Origin of the sequence: Aliterella atlantica CENA595 (assembly GCF_000952155.1) — a bacterium.
Lineage (GTDB): Bacteria > Cyanobacteriota > Cyanobacteriia > Cyanobacteriales > Chroococcidiopsidaceae > Aliterella > Aliterella atlantica.
The window spans coordinates 1-17,218 of sequence record NZ_JYON01000024.1; the positions used below are offsets into that span (position 1 = coordinate 1).

At 42.6% G+C, this 17,218-nt stretch carries 15 protein-coding genes and 1 pseudogene; 8 read left to right on the forward strand and 8 right to left on the reverse strand.

Annotation, left to right across the window (positions count from 1 at the left end):
- The first annotated feature begins 397 nt into the window (after positions 1 to 397).
- The 3 genes from UH38_RS18480 to UH38_RS18490 all read left to right on the forward strand — a co-directional run bounded on the left by UH38_RS18480 (position 398) and on the right by UH38_RS18490 (position 2,497).
- Positions 398 to 649 carry a hypothetical protein gene (locus tag UH38_RS18480; protein ID WP_045056166.1) on the forward strand — a complete coding sequence of 84 codons (252 nt, stop codon included), beginning with the start codon at positions 398 to 400 and terminating at the stop codon, positions 647 to 649.
- Positions 650 to 658: 9 nt separating this feature from the next.
- Complete coding sequence (gene mltA, locus UH38_RS18485) at positions 659 to 1,837, forward strand: murein transglycosylase A (protein ID WP_045056167.1); 1,179 nt, start codon at positions 659 to 661, stop codon at positions 1,835 to 1,837.
- Positions 1,838 to 1,915: 78 nt separating this feature from the next.
- Positions 1,916 to 2,497, forward strand: coding sequence for a YdeI/OmpD-associated family protein (locus tag UH38_RS18490; protein ID WP_045056230.1), 582 nt, complete (start codon positions 1,916 to 1,918; stop codon positions 2,495 to 2,497).
- 181 nt (positions 2,498 to 2,678) lie between these two features.
- Here the strand turns inward: UH38_RS18490 and UH38_RS18495 are convergent, their stop codons facing one another.
- Positions 2,679 to 3,554 (reverse strand): DUF5895 domain-containing protein, encoded by an 876-nt coding sequence (locus tag UH38_RS18495; protein WP_045056168.1) that lies wholly within the window; start codon positions 3,552 to 3,554, stop codon positions 2,679 to 2,681.
- Positions 3,555 to 3,919: 365 nt separating this feature from the next.
- Here UH38_RS18495 and UH38_RS18500 point away from each other — a divergent pair, with 365 nt between their 5' ends.
- A complete protein-coding gene (locus UH38_RS18500; protein ID WP_045056169.1) occupies positions 3,920 to 5,878 on the forward strand; it encodes a cation:proton antiporter in 1,959 nt (652 codons plus the stop codon).
- A gap of 53 nt (positions 5,879 to 5,931) precedes the next feature.
- On the opposite strand, the gene UH38_RS18505 is transcribed toward UH38_RS18500, so the two are convergent.
- Positions 5,932 to 7,578 (reverse strand): dipeptide ABC transporter ATP-binding protein, encoded by a 1,647-nt coding sequence (locus UH38_RS18505; RefSeq protein ID WP_045056170.1) that lies wholly within the window; start codon positions 7,576 to 7,578, stop codon positions 5,932 to 5,934.
- 59 nt (positions 7,579 to 7,637) lie between these two features.
- Entirely contained in the window at positions 7,638 to 7,997 is a 360-nt protein-coding gene (gene patD, locus UH38_RS18510) for a heterocyst frequency control protein PatD (RefSeq protein WP_045056171.1), read from the reverse strand.
- A 252-nt stretch (positions 7,998 to 8,249) separates the two neighbouring features.
- Between patD and UH38_RS18515 the strand changes: the two genes are divergently transcribed.
- Positions 8,250 to 10,478: a RelA/SpoT family protein gene (locus UH38_RS18515; protein WP_045056172.1), complete on the forward strand. Its 2,229-nt coding sequence runs from the start codon at positions 8,250 to 8,252 to the stop codon at positions 10,476 to 10,478.
- A 123-nt stretch (positions 10,479 to 10,601) separates the two neighbouring features.
- Here the strand turns inward: UH38_RS18515 and UH38_RS18520 are convergent, their stop codons facing one another.
- Complete coding sequence (locus tag UH38_RS18520; RefSeq protein ID WP_045056173.1) at positions 10,602 to 10,922, reverse strand: hypothetical protein; 321 nt, start codon at positions 10,920 to 10,922, stop codon at positions 10,602 to 10,604.
- A gap of 214 nt (positions 10,923 to 11,136) precedes the next feature.
- On the opposite strand from UH38_RS18520, the gene UH38_RS18525 reads away from it, so the two are divergent.
- The gene (locus UH38_RS18525) at positions 11,137 to 12,549 is read left to right on the forward strand and encodes a protein adenylyltransferase SelO (RefSeq protein ID WP_045056174.1); all 1,413 of its coding nucleotides are present in this window, start codon (positions 11,137 to 11,139) and stop codon (positions 12,547 to 12,549) included.
- Here UH38_RS18525 and UH38_RS18530 read toward each other — a convergent pair.
- Both UH38_RS18530 and UH38_RS18535 read right to left on the reverse strand, forming a co-directional pair.
- A complete protein-coding gene (locus tag UH38_RS18530) occupies positions 12,546 to 13,598 on the reverse strand; it encodes a glycerate kinase (RefSeq protein ID WP_235355345.1) in 1,053 nt (350 codons plus the stop codon). The two genes, UH38_RS18525 and UH38_RS18530, sit on opposite strands and share 4 nt — an antisense overlap.
- A 4-nt stretch (positions 13,599 to 13,602) precedes the next feature.
- Complete coding sequence (locus UH38_RS18535) at positions 13,603 to 13,935, reverse strand: DUF565 domain-containing protein (protein ID WP_045056175.1); 333 nt, start codon at positions 13,933 to 13,935, stop codon at positions 13,603 to 13,605.
- A gap of 185 nt (positions 13,936 to 14,120) precedes the next feature.
- On the opposite strand from UH38_RS18535, the gene UH38_RS18540 reads away from it, so the two are divergent.
- Both UH38_RS18540 and UH38_RS18545 read left to right on the forward strand, forming a co-directional pair.
- Entirely contained in the window at positions 14,121 to 14,624 is a 504-nt protein-coding gene (locus UH38_RS18540) for a hypothetical protein (RefSeq protein WP_045056176.1), read from the forward strand.
- A gap of 37 nt (positions 14,625 to 14,661) precedes the next feature.
- Positions 14,662 to 16,455 carry a glycosyltransferase family 39 protein gene (locus UH38_RS18545; RefSeq protein WP_045056177.1) on the forward strand — a complete coding sequence of 598 codons (1,794 nt, stop codon included), beginning with the start codon at positions 14,662 to 14,664 and terminating at the stop codon, positions 16,453 to 16,455.
- Here the strand turns inward: UH38_RS18545 and UH38_RS28295 are convergent.
- Both UH38_RS28295 and UH38_RS18550 read right to left on the reverse strand, forming a co-directional pair.
- Positions 16,452 to 16,591, reverse strand: a pseudogene (locus UH38_RS28295) (IS1 family transposase); the annotation flags it as partial. The gene UH38_RS18545 and the pseudogene UH38_RS28295 sit on opposite strands and share 4 nt — an antisense overlap.
- A gap of 294 nt (positions 16,592 to 16,885) precedes the next feature.
- The gene (locus tag UH38_RS18550; protein WP_045056178.1) at positions 16,886 to 17,119 is read right to left on the reverse strand and encodes an EF-hand domain-containing protein; all 234 of its coding nucleotides are present in this window, start codon (positions 17,117 to 17,119) and stop codon (positions 16,886 to 16,888) included.
- Positions 17,120 to 17,218 lie beyond the last annotated feature (99 nt).

Consider the following 17,218-nt stretch of genomic DNA (forward strand, 5'->3'; position numbering starts at 1 on the left):
GATATTGGTAAGACTTACCTTTAACTTTAAACTCGTAGACTATCATGGTTATCGACCTATCACCATTTTTATGCTAACACGAACAGCACAAAAAAGATTCGCTATCGCGATAGTTTATTTTGTTGGTCGCAATTCATCATCCCGTTAATCCTGTCAGATGTAACGGGAGTCTTCTTGCTTCATTGAGATAAAAATATTTGAGATCGGCGATCGCACGATTGCAAAAATTGCCTTAGTTGTGCTTACATTGATTTTCATTGCGTAGTTAGTAGTTGAACCTGTTAAATCGCTGCCAGCCTCGCTCCTTAGTGAGGATAGCAAGTCAAAAATCCTACTTGCATAAGTAGCTAACAGCTAATCGATTGCTTCTCGTCACAATTTAAGGTAACTCGATTGTATGCCCAGAACCCCTAACGAGTATGTCGTACACCTGATGATTGAAGGTGGACACCGAGAAGAAGTCCGTTTTACTAACATTCAGGACTTTCAAAAATGGTACAGTACCGAACTCGTACCTAAGTCTGCCTCCGATGATTTCATCAGCGTGCCGATTAAAAACGTTCAAGGGGAATACATGGTGGTGCGTCCATCCCGAATTATGGCAATTCGAGTAGAACCTGTATTTAGTTCTAGTGTAGAAAGATTTTAGTGGTGGATGATGAGAAAAATAATTGCTTTACTGACATTGGGTGTAGGAGTGGCGATTTCAACGCCTGCGCCTTCGATTGCCCGCGTACCTCTGCAAGCAACAAACGTACAAAAGCAAACAAAAGATTGCTGCCTTGCAGATACTTTAGGGCTAGATACCCAAATATGGGGGGAAGATGGTAAGCCTGGAGATTGGCGGGCAGTCCTTAAATCAGTCGATCATAGTTTGAAGTATTTAAATACACCAGGTTCGGCAAAAGTTTATCGTCGCTATGCAAAAAGTGGCATCACCCGCGATCGCGTACGCCGCAGTTTGGTACACTTTCGCAAGCTAGTAGTTGCGGCTAAATCTCCCACCGACTTGCAGCAAGCTGTGAAGCGCGATTTTGTCTTTTACCGCTCGATTGGCAAAGATGGTAAAGGGGACGTTTTATTTACTGCCTACTACGAGCCAATGTACGCTGCTAGTCGCGTCAGAACGGAGCAATACCGCTATCCTCTGTATCGGATGCCAGCAAACTTTACAAAATGGTCGAAACCTCATCCTACTCGCGCTCAATTGGAAGGTAGAGACGGTTTATTGGGAGCAAAAAGTCGGCTAAATGGGTTAGAACTTGTGTACCTGAGCGATCGCTTAGATGCTTTCTTAACTCAAGTCCAAGGTTCTGCTAGGTTGCAGCTAACAGACGGTAGTGAGATGAGTATCGGCTATGCTGCCAAAACTAATTATCCTTATACCAGCATTGGTAAAGAACTAGCCAAAGATGGCAAACTACCCTTGGCAGGGCTAACTTTGCCTGTAATGATTGGTTATCTATCTCAGCATCCTTGGGAACTTAATAATTATCTTCCCCGCAATCGTAGCTTTGTATTCTTCCGCAAAACTTATGGAGCGCAAGCTACAGGCAGTTTGGGCGTACCTGTGACGGCAGAACGTTCTATCGCTACTGACAAGTCTTTGATGCCTCCTGGGGCTTTGGCACTGATGCATACTAGCCTACCTTTTGGCGAAACTACCGAGCAAATGGAGTATAAAACAGTTAGCCGCTTTGTTTTGGATCAAGATGCAGGTAGCGCGATTAAGGGACCAGGACGTGTAGATTATTTTATGGGAACTGGGAAACTAGCAGGCGATCGCGCTGGGATTACTGGTAGTAGAGGTCAGTTGTACTATTTACTGCTGAAATAGCAACGATTGATGAAAAGGAGAAAGGGTAAAGAGTTTAACTTTACCCTAATTTCCATATTACTGATAGTTTTTTCTGTAATGCCGTTTGACGATCGACTAGAAACCTTTTTTGCTAGAAGCCGCCAACAATGGCGACAATGGTTAGAAACAAATCATCTGACATCCTGCGGTGTATGGCTTGTCTACTACAAAATTAAAAGTGGCAAACCAAGCGTTCGATATAGCGAAGCAGTCAAAGAAGCTTTATGTTTTGGTTGGATTGATAGCAAAGTTCAATCTATAGATGCAGAAAGTTATCGACAAATATTTACACCGCGCAAACCTCAAAGTGTTTGGTCAAAATTAAATAAGCAATATATTCAAGAACTTATAGAGCAAGGTTTGATAACTGAAATTGGTCTGGAAAAAATTGCCGTAGCAAAACAAAATGGCTCGTGGTACAAGTTGGATGCCATAGAAGAGTTAACAATTCCAGCAGACTTAGAGCAAGCCTTAACAGCAAACGCAATTGCTAATAGCTATTTTCAGGCTTTTAGTAAATCGTCTAAAAAGAACATACTGGCTTGGATTGAAAGCGCCAAACGCCCAGAAACAAGAGTCAAAAGAATCGAACAAACTATCAACTTTGCGTTGCAAAACAAAAGTCCTTTAGCGAGATAGTATTGTAGGGTGCGTTGTCCGCAACGCACCCTACCAATCTGGCTAATTTTCAAAACCTAAACAAAGGGACAAGATTGCTTCCTTTCATAATTTTTTAGCTACTAGATGTCCTAGATAAATATACCGTTTTAGTCCCAAAATTTAAGCGATACTAATAGCCATACAGTTAGGTTTTTAATTGTTAATAAGGAGGATAATCAAATTCATCTTCCTCTGGGTAAGTATAAGAACTAGAAGCACCTGCTGTTGCCAATTTGGGCATTTCTACTTTGATTTGTTCTTTGCCAAATTCTTTGTATTCCTCAAACATCTGAGTAATTATTGCTGACTCATGAGAATCTGAAGCAATCAAAAATTGAGTCAAAGTATCCGCTGTAGGATGTCCGTAGTCTACTGTCGCTGCTACTAAAGCTGTATTTTCTGCATTTCCTCTTTCTTCTGGTTCAATTGTTGGACAAAAAATTCCGTGAGCGTGAAACAACGAGCCTTTTGCTGCAACTGGTTGATTGCGGTAGCTAGCATAAGCTTTCTCTAATTCGCTTACAAATCCCGTTAATTCTCTATTTTGTCTGTTGAAATCGTAGTACGCTTTGCTAAAACTCGTACCAGATGCACCGTTTACAGTTAGTTGTAAGGGCAATTTGTGTAATAACTTTTTGTCTTCACCTACTATAAATATGAGATGGCGCGTGTAGGTTTTAAACTTAAGCTTGTCTGCTATAAAAGCGTCGTAATTATCTTTGAATGTACCAATTTTTTCTCCAGTTTCGCGATTCTTTAGAGATAAAGGTCCCCGACGTACTATAACTAAGCGTGGAGTTTTACTAATATACAGGTCTTGAATTTCTCCAGTGCTAAAAGCATATTCTATTTGCTGCCAATTTGCATCGGGAGTAAAACCTACAGTACGAGCATTATCTAACTTAATTGCTAGCCCGTAAGGCAGAAGATCGCGCTCATCGTAGCGAGGATTCACAATTTGACACCAAGGAATAACTTGAGATGGTGGCGCGTTAAATTTGTCGTCTTCAAAATCAAAATTTGTCGGTAAATTCATGTTCAACTAATCAAAATCTATGCTTATAAAGCTTATCTTTTCTACAATGAAGAAAGTATCCGGCAAAATACGGGTAAACTGCAAATAGCAACAACTCTTCATTTTTATATTGCGGATTGTGACAGCAAGAAAGTGAGGAGGAATGACTTTAATAGGCGATCGCATTGTTAGCTGCGCTATTACTACTGCGACTTTGAGCAAACGAACCTAAATTATTTTTGTCATGAGAATTAATACGTTTTTTCAATAAAAATTAGTAAATGGTAATATAAAATACATCATATTATTCAACTTAGTGTTTTATCTAATTAGGTTAAAATCGACTATCCTTGACGAAAGATTTTGACCGCAGCAAAATCTAGAACATGGAAGCATCTTTTGAAATTACATTGCAGATAGCGATCGCCGTTGTCGCAGGAATCGGCGCTCAAGTGCTGGCGGAGTACCTCAAAGTACCCAGCATCGTGTTTCTGCTGCTGTTTGGCATTGTTCTAGGTGCAGACGGTACGGGCTTGCTGCACCCTCAGTTACTAGGCGCAGGCTTAGAAGTAATTGTTGCCCTAGCGACAGCCGTAATCTTATTTGAAGGCGGGTTGAACTTAGAAATGCGAGACTTAGGCAAAGTCTCCGGTAGTTTGCGTAACCTAGTCACAATTGGGACGCTAATTACTTTAGTTGGTGGCGGTATGGCGGCGCACTGGTTGGGGGAGTTTCCTTGGGCGATCGCTTTTCTGTATGCTTCTTTAGTTGTAGTTACAGGACCTACTGTAATTAGTCCTTTACTTAGGCACGTCAAAGTAGATAGGCAAGTTGCCACGCTCTTAGAGGGTGAAGGAGTCTTAATCGATCCGGTAGGGGCAATATTAGCTGTAGTAGTATTAGACACGATTTTAAATGGCGAAGCTGACCCTATTGCTGCATTTAGTGGCTTAGTTCTACGCTTGGGTATTGGTGGCGGAATTGGAGCGTTAGGCGGTTGGTTGTTGAGCTTGATGTTCAAACGCGCTCATTTTATTGCTGACGAACTGAAAAATTTAGTAGTTTTGGCTGGATTGTGGGGATTATTTACCCTAGCGCAACTGATTCGCAGCGAATCGGGGTTGATGGCGACGGTAGTAGCAGGAGTAGTATTAGGATCTGCCTCTATCCCTGAAGAAAGGCTACTTAGGCGCTTTAAAGGGCAATTAACGATTCTCGGTGTTTCCGTACTGTTTATTTTGCTAGCGGCGGATTTATCAATTGCCAGTATAGTTGCCTTGGGTTGGGGTAGCTTATTTACTGTACTGGTACTAATGTTTGTCGTGCGCCCGATTAACATTGCCGTGTGTACTTGGAACAGCAGTTTAAGCTTGCAGCAAAAGCTATTTTTATGTTGGGTTGCACCTAGAGGTATTGTTTCAGCTTCCGTTGCCTCTTTATTTTCTATCTTATTAACTGACAGAGGTATTAATGGCGGCGATGCAATCAAAGCCTTGGTATTTTTGACAATTATCATGACCGTATTTTGTCAAGGGTTGAGCGCTGGTTGGGTAGCAAAATGGCTGGCGATCGCTTCTACCGAAGCAACAGGAGCGGTAATAGTTGGCTGCAACCCTTTGAGCTTGCTAATTGCCCGTTTATTTCAAGAACGCGGCGAATCAGTCGCAATTATCGATACCGATCCTGTAGCCCAAGAACAAGCCGCAACCGAAAATATTCCTTTTTTCCTCAGCAGTGCTTTAGATCCCCAAGTGCTAGAAGAAGCCGGAGTTAGTTCTAGAGGAACTTTCCTCGCGATGACAAACAATGGCGAAGTAAATGTTGTTGTCGCCCAAAGAGCAGCAGAAGAATTTAAACCGCCGCGAGTTTTAGCTATTTTTCCCCGCGATCCGCAAGCTAATGATGGCAGCAATAACAACAAAAAAATTAGCCAGGCTTTTTTACCAGATTTTGCCAGTAAAACTTGGAACGATTATCTCAGCGATGGGCGAGTCAAGCTGGGAACTACAACGCTAGTAGAGCCAGGATTTGCATTTCAACAGGCGCATTTACAAGCATTAATGCGAGCGGGGGAACTCGTACCCTTGTTTGTAGAACGCGAAGCTAGGTTACAAATTGTGTTAGCAACAGAAGAATGGCAAATAGGCGATCGCTTAATCTACCTGCTGCACGATCCTAGACCAATTTTATTAAAGCGTTTATCTGGGCAACGTCAATCTAGCCGCCTGACTCTAGAAAAATTACCAGAAGTAGAAGAAGTAGCGATTAACTCAGCAGCCTTAGCCGCAGCCATCTCTACTAGCGTAGAAGCGACAGCTTTAAACGAAGGCATAAAAGAAACTTAAACATTTTCCTCCTCAAGCCGCAAAGCGGCAATTCATAATTACGAATGCGCGAATTACGAATTACGAATTAATAAAGGGGCAGCTTTGAGCAGAGTTTGCGTGTAAGGATGTTGGGGATTAGTAAATATATTTTCAGTAGCGCCAAGTTCTACAATTTGTCCGGCATTCATTACAGCAATGCGATCGCACAAAAACCGCGCTAGCCAAAGATCGTGAGTAATAAATAAGTAAGTAAGTTCAAATTTTTGCTTCAAATCCAGCATCAAATCTAATACTTGCGTTTGGACGCTAGCATCTAACATACTTACAGGTTCGTCGCAAATCAACAGTTTTGGGCGCGTAATCAAAGCCCGCGCGATCGCAACTCGCTGCTGTTGTCCTCCTGACAAATCGGACGGATAGCGATCGTAATACTCCGCAGCAGGTACTAACCCTACTTGTTCTAGCATTTGCATTACCTGCTTTTTTGCTGGCAATTCTGGTGTATCTAACTTGTGAATCGCTAAGGGATCGGCAATATTTTCACCAACTGTCATCGCCGGATTAAGGCAAGCATGAGGATCTTGAAACACCATTTGCATTTGACGGCGCTGCTGCAACAAGCTTTGCCAGGGTAAGGTAGTTAGTTCCGTTGCTTGCAACTGCACTTTGCCAGATGTGGGGCGAATTAGCTGCAATATAGTCCGAGATAGAGTGCTTTTACCACAACCCGACTCGCCCACCAGCCCTAAAATTTCGCCTGGGTACAGTTCCAAATTGACACCATCAACAGCCTTAATTGTTTGCTCCTGCGCCCCCAAAAAGCGCTCGATCAAATTCGGTTCCAGCGTATAATACTGCTGCAAATTTGTAACTTTCAGCAAAGGCGATTGATTAGTAGGGGCGCAATGCATGGCGCTTTTACCATCATGAATGTGCAACGCTGCTTTGAGAAGGCTGCGCGTATATTCGTGCTGGGGTTTTTCAAAGACAGATTTAGCCTCCCCAACTTCTACTAAAGCACCTTGGTACATTACGCCAATAGAATTGCAATACTCCCCAACTAAGGCTAAATCGTGGGAAATTAATAGCAATGCCATGTCTCGTTCTTGGCACAGCCTAGTTAGTTCTTTGAGTATTTCTGAGGCAACAGTTACATCTAAGCTGGTGGTTGGTTCGTCAGCCACAATTAATTTGGGGTTGAGTAACAGAGCTAGAGCGATCGCAACTCTTTGTCTCATCCCGCCGCTAAATTCGTGGGGGTATTGCTTCCATCTGCTAGCGGGAATTTTTACAGATTCTAAAGTGGCGATCGCTTTTTCTTTGGCTTGCTGATGCGATAGCTGCGGTTGGTGAGCTTTGAGCGTTTCTATACAATGCTTGCCAATTGTCATCAACGGATCGAGGCGCGTCATTGGATCTTGAAATATCAAGGCTACAGCTTCGCCGCGAAATCGCCGCAACTGGGCGCTTGTCATCTCAAACACCGATTTATCTTCAAAATATACTTTGCCTTCAATCTGCGTAGCTGGCGGTAATAAGCGCATTGCTGCTCTACCTAGAGTAGATTTACCACAGCCTGATTCTCCTACTAACCCCAAGCGATCGCCCCTTTGCAATGTTAAAGATACATCGTTGACTGCCCAATTGGGTTGCTCTGTAAGTCGGCGTTGGGGATAGGCTACTTTGAGGTTTTCTATTTTAAATAAAGGGTTACTCATATTTGGTTAGCTAATGCGCGATCGGCTCTTAGCTGATAATTTTTAGTTATTGTACTGGTTTAGGCTAATTCTACGATTGTGTTGCAGTAGCTTAGTAGAGTTTCGATACGGCTTTTAAGTTGTGTTTGCCTATTAGTTGCTGTTGCTTGCGCTCTTGCTGCTTGCAAAAATCTTACATCCATTCCTAAAAGTTGTAGCTGTTTGCTAATTTCTGTCTGGTAAGCACGAATTTGCGCTTCCTGTACTGGCGATAAGTCGCTAGAGTCTAAAGTCAAAAGCTGTTGCCCAAAAAATTGTTGCGCTTGCTGTACGCTTTGGCGTAGTTTGCCCCCTGCTAGCACAGAATTAGCTGCTTGCAGTTGCAGCCCCTCTAGTAGTTGAGCAAATTCTTGGTAGCGTTGTTGATATCTTGACAACATTCAGCCAATTGTTATGTAGAATTAATGTAAAGAATTTTGCCTTGTTAATAAATTTTAGAGACGTTATATACAACGACTCGGATTGACCAATAGTTTTTATACCTCCTTTGACATATTTGGTACAGATTGGCGTTACGATTGACAAACTATATTAGTTTTTCCCTAGCCTAAATAATACTTTCAATAGATCGCTCCGTTGATTTTTTAACTTTACCCCCACACCCCAAATAAGTGATTGAAGCTCGATCCCCTATGAATGTCGTTGCTCCGAAAGCCTCCTTTAATTGCGTTATTCCTGAGTGGTTGCAAAAGTGTCTGATTTCCGAAAATGACAGCGATCCCAGCGATGCGGGGATAATTTGTCGGGCTTTTGAATTTGCCTATAACTTACACCAAGGGCAGTATCGCAAATCTGGCGAACCTTATATCTGTCATCCTGTTGCCGTTGCGGGTTTATTGCGAGATTTGGGTGGCGGTGGCGCAATGATAGCGGCTGGCTTTCTCCACGACGTTGTAGAAGACACAGAAATTACCCTAGAGGAAATAGAAAAGCGATTTAATCCAGAAGTTAGGCAATTAGTAGAAGGCGTTACTAAGCTATCTAAATTTAACTTTTCCAGCAAAACAGAAAGCCAAGCTGAGAACTTCCGGCGGATGTTTTTGGCAATGGCGCAAGATATTCGGGTAATTGTAGTCAAACTTGCCGATCGCTTGCACAATATGCGAACGCTAGAACACTTGCCAGATGAAAAGCGCCGCCGTATTGCTCAGGAAACGAGAGATATTTTCGCTCCTTTGGCTAATCGGTTGGGGATCGGGCGAGTTAAGTGGGAATTAGAAGATTTAGCCTTTAAGTATTTGGAACCAGATGCTTATCGCCAGATTCAAGAATTAGTAGCTGAAAAACGCGGCGATAGGGAAGCGAGACTTACTAGAGTTACTGAAGTCCTTAAAGCTAGATTAGAGCAATCAGGCATCCAATATAGCGATATTAGCGGTCGTCCCAAGCACCTGTATGGGATTTACCAAAAAATGCAGCGCCAACAAAAAGAATTTCACGAAATTTACGACTTGGCAGCAATTCGGCTCATCGTGCAAACAAATGAAGAATGCTACCGCGCTTTAGCAGTAGTACATGACGAATTTAAGCCGATCCCAGGACGATTTAAAGATTATATTGGTTTGCCTAAGCCCAACCGCTACCAATCGCTGCATACTGCGGTTGTAGGCTTTACCGGACGACCTTTAGAAGTGCAAATTCGCACTTTAGAAATGCATCATATCGCCGAGTACGGAATTGCTGCTCATTGGAAGTACAAGGAAAAAGGCAGCACGCACACACAGATGACACCAGGAGATGAAAAATTTACCTGGCTGCGGCAATTATTAGAATGGCAGCACGATTTGAAAGACGCGCAGGAGTATTTAGAAAGCGTCAAAGATAATTTATTTGAAGATGACGTTTATGTATTTACTCCCAAAGGCGATGTAGTCTCCTTAAGTCCAGGATCGACTACAGTAGATTTTGCCTATCGGATTCACACAGAAGTAGGCAATCATTGCTGCGGGGCGCGAGTAAACGGGCGGATGGTTACGCTAGATACGCAGCTAAAAAACGGCGATATTGTCGAAGTTCTTACTCAGAAAAATAGCCATCCTAGCTTAGATTGGTTGAATTTTGTCAGGACATCTGCAGCTAAGAACAGGATCAGACAGTGGTATAAGCGATCGCACCGCGACGAAAATGTAGCACGCGGGCGAGAGATGTTGGAAAAGGAAATGGGCAAAACTGGCTTTGATGCTTTGTTGAAGTCAGAACCAATGCAACAAGTCGCAGAAAAGTTTAACTATCACAGCGTCGAAGACTTATTAGCGGCTTTGGGTTACGGCGAACAGACATCAAACTCGGTACTCAATCGCTGGCGAGAAACAGTCAAAGCGCAGCAACCGATCGCCACTACAGATATTACTTTACCCACAACAGCAGCGCGATCGCCATTACCCACCAAAAAGGCTAGCGAGTCGCCTATCGCAGGCGTAGAAGGGCTGCTTTATCACTTAGCTGGGTGTTGCAGTCCTATTCCAGGAGAGTCGATTATTGGGGTAGTTACGCGCAGCAATAAGGGAATTTCGATTCACCGCCAAGGCTGTCAGAACGTGGAAAGCGTAGAAGGCGATCGCTTAGTACCTGTAAGTTGGAACCCAATTGACACGCAAAAAGGTCGTCCCCAAACTTATCCAATTGACGTACAAATTGAAGCTATTGACCGTGTAGGCGTACTCAAAGATATATTGTCACGACTTAGCGACCAAAGCATAAATGTGCGTAACGCCAACGTCAAAACTGCCAACGGACAACCAGCAATTATAGATTTAGGAATTGAAATACGCGATCGCGTTCAGCTAGAACAAGTATTTGTGCAAATCAAAAAGATGAGCGATATTCTCAACATTCGTCGCGTCGGGCAAGTTGAGGAGTAATAGTAAGTATGTTGAAAGCGCTAGACATTGCCTTAGTCTGCGCTCGTTTGACTTTAATTCCCGCAGGATAGTTAGATAAAACTAACTATAAAACGCTATCTTTTAAACTATTTGTAACTTAAACTACAGATTTTTGTTGATAACTACCGTACCTTCTAACTCAATTTCTTCGGCAATATCTATGAGTTTATGGGCTTCAACTTTGAGTTTAGTTGAGATATCGCTTGCCGATTTTACTGGATTTTTTTGCAAAAAGTTGATTGCTGCCTCTTGGGTGTGGAAGTAGTAAGTTTCGCCGTCACTTGCTGTTGTGTACCAATTACCTGTAGAGGGATCTCGATCGCTATTCCAGGAAATTAAACCTAAAGTTTGTTCGTCTATTTCCACCTTATATTCTTTGTAGTCAGAACCATCTAGAGTACACAACAATTTGACGTTTTGCATATTTCGACTCTGCTATTAACGAAAATTCTTGAGTTTGAGTATATTGTTAAGCCTATTAGTTATTTAACTACCTTTGTTTGTAACTATTGGGCAAAATTCTATGTCTGTAGATAGGTTTTAGCTCGATTAACGATCGCCAAATACATCGTGAAGCAGAATTGCGATCGCGATCGCCAAAATCGTTAGGATTAAAGCAACAACTTAAAAGCTAACAATGACTGCATCGCACAATCCCCTACTTAACCTTAATTACGAGCCTGCAATCGAATCCTTGGGTAATGAATACTATGATGTTGTCCAAGCAGCAGAATTTCCGCAGCATATCTTACGTTTTCGCAACGATTTATTGTTACCGCTATTAGGACTAGATCCGCAAACAGTTACAGACGAGGATTTTGTGGAGGCTTTTGGCAAATTTCAGGGGCGATCGCCGCTTTTGGCTTTACGCTATCACGGTTATCAATTTGGCTACTACAACCCCGATTTAGGTGATGGTAGAGGCTTTTTATACGGTCAAGTGCGTGGGACAGATGGCGAACTCTACGACTTTGGTACTAAAGGATCTGGTAAAACTCCTTACTCGCGTGGTGGAGATGGAATGCTAACCCTTAAAGGTGGAGTTAGGGAAGTATTAGCAACCGAAGCACTGTATCGATTGGGAGTACGTACTTCTCGCACTTTTAGCATGATAGAAACAGGCGAACAACTATGGCGCGGTGACGAACCTTCCCCCACGCGATCGTCTGTAATGGTGCGTTTTAGCCGATCGCACATTCGTTTTGGTACATTTGAACGCTTGCGCTACATAGAACGAGCAGATTTAACTAAGAAGCTGCTAGACCACGTAATTGAAAACTATTATCCAGATATTTTTACTAAACCAGACCAATATGCCTTATTTTACGCTCAATTAGTCCAAAGAGTTGCTAAATTAGTTGCCCAATGGATGGCAGCAGGCTTTTGTCATGGTGTATTAAATACAGATAATATGTCAATTACTGGGGAAAGCTTTGACTACGGACCTTATGCTTTCATTCCTACCTACGATCCTTTATTTACAGCAGCTTATTTTGATTATGGCAAACGCTACTGTTATGGCAATCAACCAGATGTTTGCTGCGCGAATTTAGAAGCTTTGCAAGAACCGCTAGCAGCAGTTATTAATGCAGAAGATATGGTAAATGGGTTGGCGCAGTTTTACGATCGCTACCTGTATGAATATAGACTGTTGATGCTGAAAAAACTGGGTTTTACTAATGTAGATATACCCCAATTAGATGACTTGTTAGCAGTTACAATTGAGCTTTTAAAAGAAACTCAAATTGGCTACCACGACTTTTTTACGCAAATTACAGCTAAGTTTTCTTCTAGTTGGCGCGATCGCACAGATTTGTCTCTAGACACCTCCCAGCCAGAACTACTAGCAAAGTGGTGCAATACGTATCAACAAGTATTAGCAAAATTACCTGTAGACGAAACTGATAAAATTGCCCAAACATTGCAAGATAGTAACCCTAAAACAGCACTACTAAGACCAGTTATAGAATCAATTTGGGAACCTATAGCTAATGATGATAACTGGCAACCTTTTAACGAGTTGGTAAAGCGCTTGCAAACTGGAAATTAAATATTTTCTGGACGATAAACTCTACCCAAAGAACGAGCGCCCATAATTTCAATAACCACATCGACCTGACTTTTTTGCTCAACTAAAGGTTTGATAAATAATTCTGGATGCAGCGATCGCCAAAAATACTTGACAAATTCCTCTATTTCTGAATCGGTCATGCCTGCTTTACCAGCAGCGATCGCCTGTCGTTCAGCTTGTTGCCGCCAAGCGATACTATAGCGATAATCAGTAGGATACAAAACAATCAAACGGTCTAAATGCGCCCACAAAGGCAGATAATCGTGTAATTTAGCATTCATATCACGGGCAAAATCGCGGTCAAAAGCCGTAACAATCGGCGGCGGTGCATTATCAAAAGCACTTGGAGCGATAGGTCGAACGCCGATAAACCAACCTTCAAACAGCACAATATCAATATTAGAGACTTCTTCAGGTGTAGAGCGATCGCCAGCACCGTTATAAGCTGATTTATCAAAGCGGGGAAGTTGAATCGGTTTATCAAAGTTAGGTTGATGCAGTTGTTCTAGTACCATTAAACCCAACTCGACATCGTGAGTACCAGGAGGACCCCGCCAAATGAGCCGAGGGTCTTGTTGCTGTAAAATTAGGCGATCGCTATAAGTCTTATACAAGTCATCGATAGACAAACTACAAGTGCGATATCCTAAGTGACCTGAAATTGCTCTTAAGACTGCCGCTAAAGTAGTTTTACCCATACCTTGACCGCCCAAAATACCTTGAATCAAAGGTCGAGATTGTTCTTGACGACAAGCAGCTATTTGCATCGCCAGAGGCAGCCACAAGTGCCAGAGAGTGGCGATAAGTGTGTGGGCTGGTAGTTGTAAGGAACGATCGCACTCCTCGCTAAAAGCAGGGTAAAAAGAGCGCAAAAGCTGCGACCTGGTATCGACTTTTTCGGCGACATTTTCCGGTGTAATCCCAAAAGCTGTAGCCCGTTCTGAATCTTGAAGTATGGCAGTTGCTAATTGTTGGCGATCGCCAAATGTATCTGTACCCGCCACAACTCTGTACAGAGAATCGTGCATCGTGCTAAGAACCAAGTTTGAAGGCTTCGATAAATAAGCTGTAAGTAAGACCAATTTTCAGCGCATTTAATGACTCTACCCAAAAAGCTCTGTTTCCTTGGCGACTGCTACGGTAATAAATGCGGTCTACAATTTCTACCAAACTAACTAAAATCGCTGCCGCAATAATATCCCAGTCTGCCGCCTGCCCCGCAGTTGTAGAAACTGCCGTTCCCAGAAAAAAGCCAAATAACAGCGAAATTATCAATAACGATAGCCGCCGCCAAGGATTAAAAAACCATCTTCCCAACTGCCCGCCGATAGCATCAACAATACCGCTCAGACGAGTATTTTGCATAACTAAAAATTGCTAGTGTAGATGTGCCAGATATAAATCTGCCTTATATCTATATACAGAGGATATCGTACAAGCTTTAGCCTATTTCAGTAGTAGAGGGACTATTTATTATAAAAGTCGCCAATTTATCAACATAATAAGCCGCTAATTTGTTAAGCATAAAGAAACTGGATATCTATAAAACTATGAATGCTAAATCCTCGGTGTATCCTGCCATTACGATCGCCTCTTTGCTCGGACTTGCTATGCTAGCGATCGCTGCAATGCAGTTTAGCGTATCAGTCGAACCCCCGATCGCTCCGCCGCCGACAACCGCCAGAGTACCGTCAACGCCAGCAGCGCAGCCAACTGTCGCCGCCAACAACGCACCGCAAGCAAAGCCCGCAGCTAGCATTCCTGGGGCGTTGATAATGAGCAATCAGACTGATGTACCTGTAAGAGTGGCGCTTTTAGCTAGAGGTAAAAACGCAGTAGAACCCGCACATTGGGATTTTGCCCCCCAAGAAGGTAGTAAAGAAGGATTAGTTCTTTCTCTACCAGAAGGGAACTTTAAGCTCAATAAAGGAGACATTTTAGTTGCCTTTGCTCAAGATGGTTCCGGTTATTACTGGGGACCTTATGTAGTAGGAGAATCAGATGCACCAGTTTGGGATAAAAAGCGATCGCAGTGGCAGTTAACTTTAAAGTAACTATTAATATGAAGATCGCTTATAGACTTTTAATGGCATGAAATTGAGCTTGCACCGTAATCTAGCTGATGGGCTGCAAAATATAGAAAAGCGTCCTCATCTGGCTTGGACTTTATCGATCTTGTGGCTGCTGTTTGTTGGTTGGATTGCCTTCTTTTGGCATTTGGGCAGTACCAGCTTAATTGATGAGACAGAACCGCTATTTGCCGAAGCTGCAAGGCAAATGACAGTTACAGGCGATTGGGTAACACCATATTTTAATGGTGTAACTCGTTTTGATAAGCCGCCTTTGGTTTATTGGTTGATGGCGACTTCTTATCAAACTATCGGCGTGAATGAATGGGCGGTACGTCTACCTTCAGCGCTGGCGGCGATGAGTGTAGTTTGTTTGGGATTCTATACTATTTGGTCTTTTGGACTGCATACAAACGCTACTAAGGAACCGTCTAAACCTGGTTATTGGTGGAGTGCAGCTATCGGCGCGGCTTTGATGGCGCTAAATCCAGAGACGATCGCTTGGGCGCGGGTTGGTGTATCGGATATGCTGCTCACAGGCTGTATGGCTTCGGCTTTGCTGTGCTTTTTTATTGGCTACGCGCGATCGCCGCAATCAAAAGTGCAGTTTCGCTGGTATTTAGCCTTTTACGTACTAATTGCAGCGGCAATTTTGACTAAAGGACCTGTAGGCATTGTTTTACCAGGTTTAATTATTATTTCCTTCTTGTTTTATGTTGGTAAGTTCAAAGAAGTGTGGCAGGAAATGCGCCCGCTATGGGGTAGCTTAATCATTTGCGCGATCGCTTTGCCTTGGTTTATATTAGTAACTTTGCGTAACGGCGATGCATATATCAACTCATTTTTTGGCTATCACAATATCGAACGCTTTACAGGAGTAGTTAACAATCACTCTGCACCTTGGTATTTTTACTTTATAGTAGTGTTGCTTGGTTTTGCTCCTTGGTCGATTTATTTGCCTGTAGCGATCGCAAAGGTCAAGTTTTGGCAGCGCTCTATTTGGCAACATCAAGCAAGAACCAATCAACTAAGTTTGTTTGCGCTGTTCTGGTTTTTGGGTGTTTTTAGCTTTTTTACTGTTGCTGTAACCAAATTACCTAGTTATGTATTGCCTTTAATGCCAGCAGGGGCGATGCTAGTTACGCTAGCTTGGAGCAATTTGCCATCAAATCTCAAGTTACAAAGGTTTTTCCAAGTTAGTCGGTGGTTAAATATAGTTTTATTAGTGGTTCTAGCGGTAGGATTTTTCTTGCTGCCTAATTTAATTGGCATAGATCCAGCGATACCGAATTTACAGCAATTAGTTAAACAGTCTGGTTTGCCAGTTGTGGCAGGGACGATTTGGGCGCTTGCAGGAGTAGGAGGAGCGATTTTATTGTTGCGCCGTCAAGGGCGTTGGCTATTGGGTGCGAACTTGTTGGCGTTTATTGCTTTTATGATGTTTGTGATTACGCCTGCTGCTTTTTTGATGGATGGCGCAAGACAATTGCCTTTGAAACAATTGTCGGCGATCGCTGCTACTAGCCATCAACCAGGTGAAGAATTAATCATGATTGGTTTTAAAAAGCCGAGTGTAGTATTCTACAGCCATTTGCCAGTGACTTATATTAAACAGACTGATACAGGTCTAGATTACGTCAAGAAAATTCTAGATGCCAGATCGTCTCCTGTTTCGGTAATGGTGTTGACACAGCCGCAAAAGCTAGCAGGCTTAAAGTTGTCTCCTCCATCCCAGTATGTGAATTTGGGCAAAACTGGGGGATATCAACTTATTCGCGCTAGTAAATGGGCGTTGCTGAATAGCAGTATGAATTAGAGAGGAACTGGAACATCCCAGAATTTAGAATAGTGCAGTAACAATCGAACCCGTGAGCCTCAGCATTTCTGCGGACGAGCGAATAACATAATGTCTTGCGATGCCATCGGGCGAGATAGTGTCTTTGAAAAGCATTTGCACTGATATCACTATTTTCTAAAGCAACTAGGGTATTGGTATCAATACCCCTGTCCGTATTTTTCTGTAACAATTCCAAAAGCTGTTTTAATATCTAATTGCCTAGCTGAAATAATTATATCTGCGCCTTTTCCAATAGAAAGATTTTGTGAAACAATGCCTGCTCCTAAACCATCTATTCTAGAATTTCCTAGCGCAGCAAAATTTAGATTAAATGACCTGGAAATTGCATATCCCTCAAAGTGTGGGCGCTTTGAGGGATTTTGGGTATTCGGTATTGGTTTTTCAACTGCTATGTCAAATTATCTGCTCTCTCAACTGCTTTTTTTAACTCTTCAAAGGTAATACTACCGTCTTCGTTTGAAGCATACCGTGATAGTAACTCCTGGGGGCTAGTAATACCTGTTTCTGATGAGATGATTGCACTTAAGCCAGGACTTAAAAAAAGCTCATTCATGGAGACTTTGCCATCTCCATCGGTATCCAAAGTATCAAAAAGAGATTGAAGCTCTTGCTCGGTTGCCATAAGTTTCTATTTGAATTGATTTTTAAATTTACTATCTCATTAATATTTCACTTATCAAACAAACTTACATCCAAAGAGGTAGAAACGGGTATTGCAGGA